This is a genomic window from Streptomyces sp. Je 1-332, from assembly GCF_040730185.1.
Taxonomy (GTDB): Bacteria; Actinomycetota; Actinomycetes; order Streptomycetales; family Streptomycetaceae; genus Streptomyces.
The window spans coordinates 1-14,225 of the sequence record NZ_CP160402.1 but is presented as its reverse complement, the minus strand read 5'-3'; the positions used below and the strand labels follow the sequence as shown (position 1 = coordinate 14,225).

At 67.5% G+C, this 14,225-nt stretch carries 12 protein-coding genes, 1 tRNA gene and 2 pseudogenes; 13 read left to right on the top strand and 2 right to left on the bottom strand.

Annotated features, from left to right (window positions below; translation table 11 throughout):
* Positions 1-552: 552 nt before the first annotated feature.
* Positions 553-783 (bottom strand): annotated as a pseudogene (locus ABXJ52_RS00075) (ADP-ribosylglycohydrolase family protein); the annotation flags it as partial.
* A gap of 660 nt (positions 784-1,443) precedes the next feature.
* Entirely contained in the window at positions 1,444-1,947 is a 504-nt protein-coding gene (locus tag ABXJ52_RS00070) for a hypothetical protein (RefSeq protein WP_367038167.1), read from the bottom strand.
* 52 nt (positions 1,948-1,999) lie between these two features.
* Here ABXJ52_RS00070 and ABXJ52_RS00065 point away from each other — a divergent pair, with 52 nt between their 5' ends.
* The 13 genes and pseudogenes from ABXJ52_RS00065 (at position 2,000) to ABXJ52_RS00005 (ending at position 13,864) form a co-directional block, all read left to right on the top strand.
* The gene (locus ABXJ52_RS00065) at positions 2,000-2,272 is read left to right on the top strand and encodes a hypothetical protein (protein ID WP_367038165.1); all 273 of its coding nucleotides are present in this window, start codon (positions 2,000-2,002) and stop codon (positions 2,270-2,272) included.
* A 715-nt stretch (positions 2,273-2,987) separates the two neighbouring features.
* A pseudogene (locus ABXJ52_RS00060) lies at positions 2,988-3,287 on the top strand (IS630 family transposase); the annotation flags it as partial.
* Positions 3,288-3,503: 216 nt separating this feature from the next.
* A complete protein-coding gene (locus ABXJ52_RS00055) occupies positions 3,504-3,836 on the top strand; it encodes a hypothetical protein (RefSeq protein ID WP_367038163.1) in 333 nt (110 codons plus the stop codon).
* Positions 3,837-3,849: 13 nt separating this feature from the next.
* The gene (locus tag ABXJ52_RS00050) at positions 3,850-5,361 is read left to right on the top strand and encodes a helix-turn-helix transcriptional regulator (protein ID WP_367038161.1); all 1,512 of its coding nucleotides are present in this window, start codon (positions 3,850-3,852) and stop codon (positions 5,359-5,361) included.
* Positions 5,362-5,934 carry a helix-turn-helix transcriptional regulator gene (locus ABXJ52_RS00045; protein WP_367038159.1) on the top strand — a complete coding sequence of 191 codons (573 nt, stop codon included), beginning with the start codon at positions 5,362-5,364 and terminating at the stop codon, positions 5,932-5,934.
* 58 nt (positions 5,935-5,992) lie between these two features.
* A tRNA-Met gene (locus ABXJ52_RS00040) sits at positions 5,993-6,066 on the top strand.
* 450 nt (positions 6,067-6,516) lie between these two features.
* Entirely contained in the window at positions 6,517-7,233 is a 717-nt protein-coding gene (locus tag ABXJ52_RS00035) for a hypothetical protein (protein WP_367038157.1), read from the top strand.
* A gap of 91 nt (positions 7,234-7,324) precedes the next feature.
* Positions 7,325-7,711, top strand: a complete 387-nt coding sequence (locus ABXJ52_RS00030) for a hypothetical protein (protein WP_367038155.1) — start codon at positions 7,325-7,327, stop codon at positions 7,709-7,711.
* A 2-nt stretch (positions 7,712-7,713) separates the two neighbouring features.
* On the top strand, positions 7,714-8,046 hold the full coding sequence (locus tag ABXJ52_RS00025; RefSeq protein ID WP_367038153.1) for a hypothetical protein: 333 nt from the start codon (positions 7,714-7,716) through the stop codon (positions 8,044-8,046).
* Between the two features lie 447 nt (positions 8,047-8,493).
* Complete coding sequence (locus ABXJ52_RS00020) at positions 8,494-9,654, top strand: nucleoid-associated protein (RefSeq protein ID WP_367038151.1); 1,161 nt, start codon at positions 8,494-8,496, stop codon at positions 9,652-9,654.
* Between the two features lie 40 nt (positions 9,655-9,694).
* Positions 9,695-10,684: a hypothetical protein gene (locus ABXJ52_RS00015; RefSeq protein ID WP_367038150.1), complete on the top strand. Its 990-nt coding sequence runs from the start codon at positions 9,695-9,697 to the stop codon at positions 10,682-10,684.
* Entirely contained in the window at positions 10,681-11,307 is a 627-nt protein-coding gene (locus tag ABXJ52_RS00010) for a hypothetical protein (protein WP_367038148.1), read from the top strand. Before ABXJ52_RS00015 ends, ABXJ52_RS00010 begins: the two co-directional genes overlap by 4 nt.
* A gap of 79 nt (positions 11,308-11,386) precedes the next feature.
* A complete protein-coding gene (locus ABXJ52_RS00005) occupies positions 11,387-13,864 on the top strand; it encodes a Helicase associated domain protein (RefSeq protein WP_367048702.1) in 2,478 nt (825 codons plus the stop codon).
* The last annotated feature ends 361 nt before the right edge of the window (positions 13,865-14,225 follow it).

Genomic DNA, 14,225 nt, shown 5'->3' with positions numbered 1-14,225 from the left:
GATCGCTCACTACCGCAAGCCGGGCCCACATCACGACGGTGGCTCTGGGCTGATGTTGTTGGGTGGGGGTGTAGTTGAGGGGCGGGCGTGGTCTTGGGTGTCGTGGACGAGGGGGTGTCCGTCCGATCAGGAACGGGGCCGGGTGTGGGGTGTGGCGGGGGTGGCGGTGCCGGGGTAGAGGTATCCGCGCTTGTCATTGTGGGTGGCCGCGGTTCTGAACTGTTTCCGGTTGCCGGGGGCTCGTTGCGCAGTGTTGTGTTCTTTGTATCGGTGTTTGTGCCGGTCTTTGTCGAGGCCCGGGGGTCGTCCGCCGCGTGTGCTCCGGGGCAGGTGGGTGGCTTTGTGGTTCTGCTTCTCCAAGATCAGGTGCGGGATGCCGCGTGTGTGGAGGTAGGCGCGGTTTTCGCGGTTGCTGTACGCCTTGTCGGCGCTCCCCCTGTCCGGCGTGCGACGGGGACGGCCGCGTCCCGCGCGCGGGACGTAGATCTTGTCCATGACCGGCTCGAACTGCGTGCAGTCTGCCCGTTGTTCCGGAGTGATCAGCGAGGGCTGATCCAGTCCGCCCTGCTCCAGCAGGGACTCCGCGACCAGGACGGCCATCTGTGTGTCGTCCGTGGCTTCGCCGGGGTCCCAGCCACCGCCTCCGCACATCTCGTCACCGGAACCAGGCGCGGGAAACCGTGCGGAAAACGCTCCCTGGGGGCCGAACTCGAAGGGGCCGCCCAGGGCGTCACCCACCGCTGAGCCGACGACCGCGCCAGCGGCCCGCTGGATGCGCTTCATTCGCGCAGGTTATCTGTGCCACGCTGACGGCCGCACGGCCCTGTTCCTGCTTCGGCTCCCTGAACCATCGGCGGCGAACGCCTCTTGTCTACACAGGTGCGCCACCTGAGACACCCTGGGGCTGGGCCACCCGCACAGGTCACATGACGCCGTCCCGCGCGGTCGCGTCCGGCAGTTGCACGGCCGCGGCCACGCCCTCCGGAAAACGCCGGCCCCATTTCCGTGGCCCGCCTGGAGCGCAGCACCATCTGCCGGCGTCGACGGAGACCAACGCTCGGAGCCCGTCCTATTTCGGCTTGCATGCCCGTGACGAGATGTGTCCCATCGCCGGTGAATGCTTTCTGTACGCCCTGGGCCGTTACTACGCCCAGCCCGGCTGCAGATCGGGCATGGGTACGGGCGTGCTCAGTATCGGCTTTGGCCCGTTTCCTGGGCGAGAGGGAAGCGGCCTGTCATGAGTTTCCCGGGCCGTTCACCGGCAGATCTGGGTATCGAGCTGTGGTTCCTGGTGAGGAACACCGGCGAAGACGGCATGCCCCACACCGGCACACTCCAGCGGATGAGCCCGCACCAGTTCCAGGCCGCCAAGGTCTGGGACCCTTTCCCACCGATCCGCGTCTGTCCGCGTCGGCATGCCGACGGCGTAGGGCTCCTTGGGTGTCACGGGCCGGCGGTGGGGCGAGGGCAGGGCATGTGCAGAGGCAGCGGGCGCGTCGCCGGGCCCGGGCCCATCGGCTGCTTTGGACAGCAGGCGATGGGTGGCTCGCGCGATGGCGGCCTCGTTCCGGCGATGTCCGCCGGCGGCGAGATGGACCTGCAGCCCTTGCAGCTCTCTTCGGTCCACCGGTCGTGCAGGAGGCGCCGGTGGATGAAGGGCGCCTCCACCCACGGGTCGTCGTCGGGGGCTACCCGGTGGTTGAACAGCCAGGCGGCCTCGGGGTGGTTGGGGCAGTAGTGCACCTCCCGGCGTCCCTGGAATGCCGCGAGTCCCGAGGTACCGCGGAAGGGATCCAGGCCTGCCTTGTCCGGGTTGCAGGTGCGGTTGTTGATCTGGAAGCCCGTGCGGTCGATGCGCACCCACGCGGTCGGCAGCAGCTTGCGGTTCTCGCTCTCGGTCAGCGCCGTGGCCCGGTAGCCGCGCAGCGAGATCAGCGCCGCATACATCTGGTTCGGGGTTGAGCTTCAGCCCCGGGGTGAACGGGCTGCGCAGGGCGCCGTGCGGGGTCTGCTGCCGGCGCAGCGCCACCCACTGCTCGAACAGCTCCTGCAATTGCGCGATCGTCCACAGCGGTTGCTTGCGGACTTGTTCGCCGCGCAGGTCCAGACGGTGGTGGGTGTAGGAGGCCAGGTGCTGGCTGAAGCCGGTCTTGATCGCCAGCATGGCGCGCTCGACGATCGACTTGTCGACGGGGGTGCGCAGCCGGGCCTCGCGCACCTCGATGTCCAGACAGTTGCAGGAGCGGGTGAAGTCCGCGGAGACGAACGGTGAGCCGTGGTCGACGACGATCGTCTCGGGTTTGATGACCGGCCGGGCGGCCGCACCGGCGAACCGCTCATCGGCGGCCAGCAGTTCCTCTAAGGGAAGATCCGAGTCTTCCATGAAGGTCTCCGGCGCCCACCCCGGCCGTACCGGCAGCGGTGCGGTGCTCTGCGCCACGACCTGCACTGTGTCGAAGCTGCGGGTGGCGCGCCCGCCCAGGCACCGGCCCGCACCGGCACCACGGCGAAGCAGTAGGCGCAGCACGTCAACTGTCGGGCGGGGTCATGCGGAGTGCGGCGGTTTCTCACATACGCCAGCACACCACCGCCAGTGCCGTTCGCCGTCGCGCAGGACCTGCTCGAGTCCGTGCGGCCAGGACCGTCCCGCCAGCCAGACGGTAGGAGTGGGATCTTCGTGCACAGTGCGGGCGTTGGCGGAGGTGTAGGAGGATCCGGTGCGGGCGGCCCGCCGGCGGGCGCTGCTCTTGCGGGCGTGATCCTTGGGCATGACATGACCACGAGTCCCGCCGCGCGCTGCCCCATGACCACGGCGCGGCGTCGAGTGACATGCGGGCAGTGGTGAAGCCTGCTGCACACCGTGCAGCTCACGTATTTGATGCAGCCTCGCCGGAACGTGGTCCGGGCACCTTCACCGCGAAAACAAGGGGCCGTGACTCGCCGTCTGGGTTCAGGTCCGGGCGGCATGCATCGGCGACGCCGTTCTGGTGGCTGAACGGGTTCGACGGAGATCGATAACGACGAAGGTGCGCGGCTGTTGCGGATCATCCGCCGGGGTACCGGGTCGGTAGTGAACCTCGCGGCGGGCCCGTATGGTGCCGCTGTCCGCGCAGGGCATGCCCGCCGACAAGATCGATGAGGTCACGTTCACCGGCCCGGGCCGGGTCCGCAACGTGATCCACAACTTCGACTCGCTCTACCCCAGGTACCGAGGCGGCAGTCCAAGGACGTTCACGCTGCCCGAGCGGCGCGAGATCAAGAAGATCGCCAAGTCCAAGCTGGCCGAGACCTCGTGGCAGGTGGAGCAGGTTCCGGCGCGGATGCCGCGCAGTACTTCGCTGACGCCTTGGCCATGGCGTGTGCCTCCTTCGCGTCGAGGGGCTGAGCAGTGAAGTCGTGCTGGAGCCAATCGAGTTGGGTACTTCCGAACTTGTTGCGAAGTTTCACGCTCGGATGGTAACTTGGTGACAAGTTGAAGAGTTCAGGTTCTGGGAGGCGGACGGGTGTTGCAGATCCAGATCGGTCCCGAGCGCGAGGCGGGTCCGGACGACGTGCTCGGGCGGTCGACCATCGGATGGCGCTCTGGCATGAGCGAGGACGAGGCATGGCAGGCCGGCCGCGGTATCTGGAAGTTCAACGCCGACCGCGCGCTGTCCCAGGACGAGGTGCAGATCATCAACGCCGAAGGCACTGTCCTCGCCGTGGCGACGATCACCGGGATCTCCAAGCACGGTAACCGCTATGCCCTCCAGGGAGAGCTGCTGCGCGGCGACGACCGTGTCGGCCGTGCCACCAAGAGTCCGCACCTGTCTCGCAACCCCGTCACCTACATCTGAAGGGAGCGTTCCGGTGAGTGATTTCGACGCGATCGACTCGCTCCTCGCCTCTGTCGGCCCGCAGACCGACCTCCCAGACGCCCAGGCCCGCCGCGCCTTGCGCGAGCAGGCTCAGCTGTCCAAGGCGCAGGTGGCCCGCGCCCTCGGGGTGAGCCCTTCCACGGTCAGCGCCTGGGAAGCCGGCCGGGATCCGGCCGGCGAGGTGCGCGTCAAGTACGCCTACCTCCTGGACGGGTTGAGCGCCAAGCTCGCCGCCGACACCACGCCCGAAATCGAGCCGGCGGCGGAGTCCACTGCGGCCGAGCCCGTCGCAGCGGATGCCGCCGCTGCAGCCGAGCCCGAGCCCGAGGGCGGGGACGAAGTCGAGGTACTCACCGTGCCGGAGCCGTGTGTGCTGTGCGGGCGTCCGGCCGGGCGGCGGGTGGAGGGCTTCGCTCAGCACCTGGACCCAGCCGAATGCCAGGACAGCACAGTCGAGGCGCAGCCAGCCCCGGTCGCCGACCGGTCCGCCCCCGCCTCGAAGCCGTCGGAGCGTGCCAAGGGCCCGGCCCGCCGGGCATTCCAGGAGCCGTCAGGCCCGGTGGGCTTGATCCATGCGGCGGTTGAGGGAGCGCTCGCCGAGCACCAGGGCGATGTGGAAGCGGCCACCGCGGCGCTGTTGAAGAAGGCGATCGGGGACGCGATGCGCTTGCTGGACGAGACCCGCAAGGGCGCCCGGTACGACGTGATCGCCCACCCCGCAATTCCCGACATCCTGAAGAAGCAGACCTCCCGGGGCGCGGACCAGATCTGGGAGGCCCGCCCCAAGTGGACCCGCGCCGAACTGCCGCCCGGCGTTCATGAGGTGACGGCACTGGACATCAACGGCGCCTATCTGTCCGCCCTCAAGACTCATCTGCCGCTCGGGCAGCTCGAGCACACCACCGGCATGCCGCACGACGGCCGCCGCGCCGGAGTCCACCTGATCACCCCACCCGCCTGGGAGTACGACGCCGTGCTGCCCAACCCGATCGGCGAGCGCGACGAACCCGGGCCCCTATGGGTCACCGAACCCACCCTGCGTCTCCTGCTGCGCCTGTCCAGCCCGAAGCACGGGCTGTGCGAGGCGCCGGAAGTCCACGAGTCCTATACATCGGGGGCGACGGAGAACCTGCTGGAGAAGTTCCGCATCACGCTCAAGGACGCCCGCGACACCGCCATCGCCGACGGCGACGCGGTGACCCTGGAGTACGTGAAGGCGATGTACTCGAAGTTCGTCTCCACCATGGGGGAGTCGAACTACAACCGGGAGCTGTACCGGCCGGACTGGATGCACATCATCCGATCCCAGGCCTTCGCCAACCTCTGGATGAAGGCGCTCAAAGCCCACGACGAAGGACTCGCCGTCGTCCGAGCGATGGGCACCGACGAACTCCACGTCATCGGCGACTGGCGCCGTGTCTTCCCCGAAGGCCGTGGGGTTACCGAGGTCAAGGTCAAAGACCTCTACACCGCGGGCACCGACACGATGGGGGAGGAGCAGTAGATGCCGGAGAGGAACAATGACTTCGGAAAGTTCGGCGCGAGCGGTGTCAGGGGAAGTGAACTCGTCGGGCAAAAGCTCGACGACCTCGCCGGCGGCATCGCCACCCCCATCACCGCGAAGCGCGGTCTGATGGCGCGCCTGAACTATCTGACGAGGTCCGACCACGCCCGTCAGGCCGCCCGGGATGCCGGGCTGATGGTGACCGACCGCACGCTGAAGGCGTGGCTGGAGGGCAAGCGCCACCCCTCGGCGAAGAACCTGAAGAAGATCGAGGACGCCTACCGGGTGGTGCGCCGGCAGAACGTGGCCCGGCACCTGCTCAAGCGCCTCAACGCGAACGGCGGCACCAGGGTGGAGATCCACCCCCTCAACCAGTCCGGCGTCGCCCGCCCGCTGCAGCGCGACATTCCCTTCCGGCACATGAACGTGCGCCGCTGGGACCGGATCGTCGGCGCGTGGGCGGCCGGTGACCACCATGGCTTGGACGCGGCCTGGACCGACGACATCCTGCCTGATCTGGGGTCCCAGTACGGAGCGTACGAGTACTGCACCAACGTCGGCTTCGCTGCATAGCCCCTGGCCGGAGGTGGTCTGCGGACCTCGCGGGATGGCGTACGGTTGGCTTCACCGACGCGGGGTGGAGCAGCTCGGTAGCTCGCTGGGCTCATAACCCAGAGGTCGCAGGTTCAAATCCTGTCCCCGCTACTGCCGAGCAGGGTCCGGATCCATTAGAGGATCCGGACCCTGCCGCATTTCAGGGGCGCCCGCCCGTTGCGTGCCCGCTGGGCTACGTGTGCGAGTGCCCGGCACGGCGTGCGAGCGGCCCGCGTACTCGTTGGTGGTGAAGGCGCGGCCGAGCTTGTCGACGAAGACGCGACGGCGGACACCCTCTTCCGCCCCTCGGCCACCGAGAGGCAGCGGACACCGCCGTCCCCCTGGTCGCCGGACTCCAGGTGTGCTGGACAGACTTCCTCTACCAGTGACCGGCCCCCGGCCTCACCGCGCCCGCCCCCTGGACTCCCGTTTCCCGGTGCGGTGTCAGTGCCCGCTTCTAGTCTCTCCGCCATGCCATCAGCGAGGCCCAAACGGCCGGTCACCGAGCTCCCGGGCGACCCCGCCCGTCTTCACCTCCACTACGGTCACGGACACCCTGCGGTGCCCTACGACTTTGAGGACACGCTGGAATCCTGGTACGTCGCGGTCACCCACGGGCAGGCGGGCGACGAGGAGTGGGACGACGAGGAGGACGGGGACAGCCACGCTCCGGCTGCGGGTACCGAGGTCGGGCACCTCATTCTGTGGAGGCTGCGCGACTACACCGGCGAGAACCGGTGGGAGGCGGCGGACGCCGAGTCCGGCGATCTCGAGGTCATTGCTTCCGCTGCCCTGGGCCGATCCGGACGCGACGGCTATAGCGCTGCGTTCGAGAAAGCGGTCACTCATCCTGTCGGCGATCTGCTGCTCCTCGACCGCGTCAGCCTCGACAAGGTGTGGAGGGGCTTCGGACTGGGCCCGGCTCTGGCGGCCGAAGCGATCCGCCGTCTGTCCGGGGGTTGCTGCGCGGTCGCGGTCTATCCGGCCATGGGTGAGTACCCCGAAGACCGTGAGCAGGCCACCGAGGCATATCGCCGCCATGTGAAGAAGAAGGTCGCCGCACTGTGGGAGAGCATCGGCTTTCAGCCGTTCCGCCGTGGCGTGTGGCTCCTGGACACCGCTCTGCGCCAGCCAGAGGAGCTCATACGGGCTCGCCGTGCCGAACTGCACGCGCTCAGCGCAGCCTTCCAGCGGTCCGGCCCGCCTGAGAGCGGCCCGGCGGACGGCGTGACTACGAGAGAAAGTGGCACCCAGGCGCCGGGGCCCGGCCTGGACTGACTTCTCGCAGGCACCTGCGCCGCGTGGCTGGACAGGAACACCGAAAATTCGAATCGAGGAGTGCGGAGAACCATGGGGGGAGAGGCAGCCGGTGGACGAGGACATCCAGGACACATCGGACTGGGCGCGGCAACGCCTTGAGGAGATGGGTGTCTTCGGGACGCAGGACGGACTGCGGTGGGCGGCGGCCCACGGTCTCGTCCTGTCCGTCTGGCGCAACGGTCCGATCGAGGACGCGCACGCCTCTCGACCCACCAGCCGGCGCAAGGCATTGCGCGACGGGACGATATTCGCCCGCAACACCTGGCACACCCGGCAGGCGTTCGACGTTCTGGGCTCCGATGACCCGTTCCGTCTCTACGCACTGGAGGACCTGATCCTGGACCGGGACATGGTCTGGCCGGGATGCGAGCGGACTCTGAAGGACTTCGGCTGGGGATTCCTCGGAGAATCAAGAAACAGGCGAAACAGCACATAGACATGTTCAGGCACTTCGAGAAGCGACTGCCGCCAGACGACTTCCTCCTCTTTGCCGGCGCTCCCCGCATCGGGACCAACAGCCGCCACTACGGTATGCCGAAATGGCCTGCCTGCGTGGAAGCGGCGATGCGCCGACTGCGCGGCGAGGACGAGGATTTCCTCCACGAATGGGGTGACCTGATGACCCGTATCGGTCCCGCCCCCGCTTTCGTCACCACGGACCTTGGGACAACCCGGAAACTGCTGCTGGAATCCCCATGGGAACTGGGCGACGAGAACTTGGGCCGGTTCGCCTGGAACCCGATCCTGGAACCACCCGACACGACACCCTAGGCGCGGGGCGGCAGCAGCCGCCACGACCACGCATGCCTTCTCGATGCGGTGATGAACCCGCCTGATCTTGAGTCCGCCCCTGCCGCTTCAACCGCTATTCAGCTTCGCAGGACAAGCTCATAGAGGATGCTCCTCTGTGTCGATCCCGGCACAGGCGACAGCTCACACATGCCCTGGCCCACCATTGAAGTTCAGCCACCACTCCCGGTATCCCTGCCATGGCCTTCGTACGCTCCGTTACGATGAGCGGCAAGATTGTTGGCACGTGACACGGACAGGCCCAGAACCGGCCCGCCCCGCCCCGGGCCAGGTGATGCCGCACAGACGTACGCCGCGGGACGGGCTAGCTCCGCTCCGGACTGCGTCTGGCGACAATGCGTCCGGCCTACGGGGGTGCGGGCGGGATGCGTGGGGTGGGCAGTGCGGACCGACTTCGGGGACCTCGTCGTGGACCAGGCCATCGTCCACATAGTGCCCAGACGCACCCAGAACGAGGAGCTCTTTCCGCTCCAGCTCAGCCAGACGTTCTGCCGCCTGGACGAAGACGTGCGCTACGAACTCCAGGGCAAACTGCGTGACGTCTTCGCCCGTCTGGGGCGCGAGGTCATCGAGGACCCGGAACTCAAATCCCCCCTGCCCGACACGGTCCGCGCCTTCCTCGACACTGAACAGGACCTCGTCCAAGTCTCCGGGGAACTGGCACACGCACTGCGCGACAGCCAAGGAGGAAACAGCCCGGCCGGGCTTCTCTTGGTCGCCTCCGCCCGCCTGGACGGCCAGCAGGCGCTGCTGATGGTCAAACTCGAGCACGAGACCGGCATGCAGACCAACGAGATCGTCACCGACGGCCTGCGCACCTTCGCCATGCAGTACCTCGATGACCTCCTGCTCACCCAGAAATCCAAGGTGTACAAAGTAGCCCTCTTCTCCGAAGAGGGGCTGGCTGAACCAGGGCTTCAGGGATGGGCTGCAGACCCCCAGACAACGGGCAAGGACGTGGCCCGCTTCTTCCTCGAGAAGTTCCTGGGCTGTCGGCATCAAAACGACCCCAGGGAACTGACCCGCCGCTTCCACGACACCGCGATGAACTGGGTCAACAGCCGCTGCACGGACTCAGACACCCGTATGAACTACGTGCTGGCCACTATGGTGGAACTCCAGAGCCCCACCCCGACAGTGGACCCCACGGAGTTCATCCGCACCCACTTGCGCGACGCGCACCAGGCCGACCTTGCCGCATTCCTTGCCGAAAACGACGTCCCTATCGGCACTTTCGAGAAGAACACCGAGCTCATCAGCAACAGGCTCCAGAAGATGCGGGTGGACCTGTCCAACGGTGCCTTCCTAGTCGCCCCGGTAGAAGCCATGCAGGACGGAACCATCCAAGTAGAGGACCTCGGCGACGGCCGGACGACGGTGACAGTCACCTCGACCGTCACCAAGACCAGCAGCGGAGCAACAGCGGGCCGCCCTCCCAAACCACCCACTCAGCGCCCCGAGTTGCCCATCCAGGCCGAGACACTTCCTGGATTCGAGACAATCCGCGCCCTCCCCAAAAAAGCCACGCCTGCCCACAACGGACATGCGCTCCCACCGGCCCAGACGTGACGTTCCGCGGCACCCTCCCCAACGCTTGGCTGGGTCAGCCGTGCCCCTGAGCGCCGATGAAGCCTTCCAGCGCTATCAACACGAACGACCCCGCATCGAAAAGGCAGCCGAGGCGACCAAGGCACACCTGGAGCATCACATTGCCCTCCGCGGGATTGCCTGCGAGGTAACCGCCCGCGCCAAGGAGGTCAGCGGCTTCAACACGAAGATGTACCGCAAGGGCTACACCGACCCCTGGAAGGAAATCACCGACAAAGCCGGCGTACGCGTCATCGTGCCCCACAGAGGTCTGCTCGACCCCGCCCTGAAAATGATCAAAGAGTGCCTTGACGTCCGGTGGGTAGAGGACGACCGGGACACCCCCGGCGACGAGGACCGCCTGCGCTACCCCCGCCTGCACATCCAAGCCGTCATGGTCGGCAGGGAAGAAGACCCCGACGGCAACCCGTACGACTGTGAGATCCAACTACGCACCGAGGCCGTCGACTTGTGGTCACGCATGTCCCACAAGCTTCTCTACAAGCCCGGCGTCACCCCACCCCCCGATGTCAGACGCTCGCTGTACCGTCTGATTGCCCTGGTCGAACTATTCGACCTCGAGGTCGAACGGGGGGTGGAAGCCATGGCACAGCACCCCGACCTTGCACACAGCAACCACCTCCTCAACACGGCCGAACAGATCTACCGCACCTTCACTGACCACCCCTACAGCACCGACCTGTCCCACGAAGTCATCGACACCCTCTCCCAGACCATCGATGACACCACCGCCTACAGCGAGCAACTCACCCAGTTCACCAAACGCTTCCGCGAGCGTCTCGAACGTGCCTACACCGAGTACGGACCCACCAGCGCCCTTTTCCTCAAGCACGGCCGCTACCTGCTGGCCAGCCAGCCAGAAAGCCTGATCATCTTTGAACGGCTATCCCAGATCCGTTCCCGCTTCGACCTGCACATCGCCTGGAAGAACAGCGAGCTACCGGACAGCATGATCACCGACATGGCCCAGATCTGGGGAGTCGCCCTATGACGAGCCCAACACAGCCCGAGCCCCCAGCCCTCGTGGCCGCCACCGCGATGTTCATCGAGGTCCTCGTGGTCGGCATCGGCGCGCTCACCGCAGCCGTGCTCCTCCTCGTCGCTCTGATCGGCCCAGCTACCACGGCCAAACTCGCCCCCCTCGCGGGCTCCTCCGCGGCGGCCGGAGTAGCGCTCGCCGCCGCCTACGCCCTGGGCATCCCCATCGACCGGGCGGCCGATACCGCCCTCACGCCGCACCGCCGTCGGCTGCGCACCCGCTTCTTCCCCTCCAACACCGCCTACGCCCAAGCGCGCTTGCGCCTGGCCGACTTCCCGGTCTTGGCAGCCCGGGCGGACTACGCGCGCTCCCGCATGCGGATCTGCCGCGGATGGACTCTCAACACCCTGGCCCTGACCCTCACCGCAGACCTGGCCATGCTGCGCTACTCCTTCGAGCACCGCCCACTCATCCTGGGCGCTACCACCGCCCTCGGCGCAGCGACCGCCTTCGGCTTCTACCGCGCCTGGCGCTCCCTCACTACGACCGGCTACCGCAAACTCGCTGAACAGACCGTACCCGCCACCATCCCACCAGTACCCGTCCCGTCTCAGCCCGGCACCACACCACCCTGAGGTACCCCCGCACAGCCTGTGCCGAGTGAGGGAGGATGGGCACGACCATGCCGCCGTGAGCCCGAGGTTATCCGTGGTGATGCCCCCAAGCCCCAGTCCCCAGCCCGCGGCCCCGCGCCCCGCCTCTGACCCCAACACCCCCCGCCGGGTGCTGCGGCCGGATCAGCAGGCGGCGGTGGACAGCGGGGTACGCGGGCTGAGGAAGCCGGGTACGCGCGGCCACATGGTCTCCGCGTGCGGCACCGGCAAGACGCTGATCGCGCTGCGCACCGCCGAGGAGCTCGATACCGCCCGTCTCCTCATCGCCGTACCGTCTTTGGACCTGATCGGCCAGTGGGCCCAGGCTGCTCGCGCGGATGGCCGCACAGAGCCGCTGATGGCCATCTCCTCGCTGCGCGCGGACAAGCATCCCCTGCTCGCAAAGGCGGGAGCGGTGAGTACGGGTTCGGGTGCGTTCCTGGCGTACTGGCTTAGTCGGCACGAGAAGGCGACCGTGTTCGTCACCCTGGACTCCCTGCCCCGGATCGAGGAGACCCAGCGCTCCTCCTTCCCCGCACCCGTCTTCGATCTGCTGATCGTGGACGAGGCGCACCGCACTGCAGGCAGCTGGGACAAACGCTGGACGACCCTGCACGATAACCAGCGCATCCCCGCCGACCGCCGTCTCTACCTGACCGCCACCCCCTACGAGTGGGAAGCCCCCCGCCTGGCCGAAGCCCCGGACCAGCGCCCCCAACCAAAGCGCACCGCCGCGACCGCGCCTGCGTGGGAGGCCCCCTCAATGATCGCTTCCATGGACGACCCCAAGGTCTTCGGGAAACGCCTGCACACCTACTCCCACGCCGATGCCATCGACGACGGCGTCCTGGCCGACTACCAGCTCCTCATCCCCACAGTCACCGACACCGACCTGCGCACCGTCCTGACCGACCCAGACCTGCGCACCAGCTTCGGCCCCAACGCCCGCCGGACCACAGCGCTGCACCTGGCCGTCCTCAAGGCCATGAACGACCACGACCTCCACCATGTGATCGTCTACTTCCAGCAGGTCGCCGACGCAGCCGACTTCGCCCGCCAGTTCGCCCACACCCTGCGCACCCTCCCCAAAGAGCAGTGCCCCGCCTGGGCCGCGGACCTGGTCGTGCAGTCGATCAACGGCACTCACACCCCCGACCAGCGCCAGAGGATCCAGGGCCGCTTCATCGCCGCCAACCACGGCATCCTGACCAACGCCCAGGTCCTGGGCGAGGGTATCGACCTGCCGGCCGTGGACGCCGTCGTCTTCGCCGACCGCACCGCCAGCGTGCGCCGCATCGTCCAGTCCCTCGGCCGCGCCCTGCGCAAGCCCCCGACCGTCGACCACAAGACGGCCAGCCTGGTCATCCCCGCCCACATCCCGCCTGGCGCCGACCCCACCGACCTCCTGGGCACCCCCTACGAGGCGCTGTGGCTCGTCACCGCAGCCCTACGCCGCCACGACCAGACCATCGCCGCCCGCGCCCCCAGAAAGAACACCAAGCACCGCCTGGACCGCGACACCCACCGACTCCTCGCGCGCCGTTTCCGCTTCGACTTCACCCTCGACCCCGAACATATCGCCCGCACGATGGACCTCATCGCCTGGCCCGCCACCGGCGCAGCCCTCTCCCAACCCCGCCGCGCCGGACTGGCCGCCGCCATCCGCTACCACGAAGAACACCATCACCTACGCGTCCCCGCAGACTTCGAAGACGCCTACGGCTACCGCCTCGGCGCCTTCATCACCGGGCAACGCACCGCCTACCACCAGGGCGTTCTCGACTCTGGCTGGATCTCCGAACTAGAAGACCTCGGCATGGTCTGGGACGACAACGAAGCCGCCTGGCAAGCCAACCTGGCCACCCTCGAAGCCTTCCACGAAGAACACGGCCACCTCGCCATCCCCGCCACCGCCCCCGGCGGCCAGTTCCTCGTCAACTGCCGCGGCCTCGCCCGCAAACAACTCCTCAACTCCAACCGCGAAGCCCAACTCACCGCCCTCGACCCCACCTGGACGCTTCCGTACGGCCCGGACTGGCACCGCAAATACCACCTCCTGCACCACCACATCGAGGCCGGTAACCACCCAGCCACGCTGCGCCGCGACACGATGGTCGGCGGAGTGAAAGCCGGATCCTGGCTACACCGCCAGTTCACTACCTGGTCCCAGCTCGACCCCGGCCAACGCGATCTCCTCACCCGCCTCGGCCTGACCCCCGACCAGATCCCGCTCCCCGCCCCCAAGGCCGTTATCCCGTCCACTGGTCCACGGCGCCGCCGTTCCTTCGAGCAGCACACGACGCTGCTCCGGGCCTTCGTTGAGCGGCACGGCCGACCGCCCGGCGCCCGGGAGTGGATCGAGGTGGACGGCGAGCGCGTCATGATCGGCCCGTGGCTGTCCAAGACGCGCACCAAGCATAAGAACGATCAACTAGCCGAAGAGCAAAGCAAGTTGATGCAAGAGATCCTCCGCGAGAACTGGACCGTACCCTCCAGCACGGCCGGAGAGGACTGCCCCGATCTCCCGGAGATCACTTAGATTTTTCTGCATCCAAAAAGCAGAGGAACGGCGCCAACTCGGCTACGCTGAGACCCAGAGGGCGAACCTTCCTGCACCTTGAGGGAGTGCCCAACCGGTACGACCGTCACAGCTCAGGTCGCGAGGGGGTCCGTCACCTCGGTCCGCCGAGCAAGGTGCCGGGCCATCAGACTCCCTTCTGTAGCTGCACTTTAAGGAATCCGCGGAGCGGATTCCGCTGGCTCGAATCGCGGAGCGATTCGAGCCGTGGCCAACGGAGTTGGCCACGGCGGCCACGGAGTGGCCGGCCAGCAGCGCGGAGCGCTGCGCCTCTTCCGCCGCGTAGCGGCGGCGCGTTGTGTCTGCGGAGCAGACCGCGCGC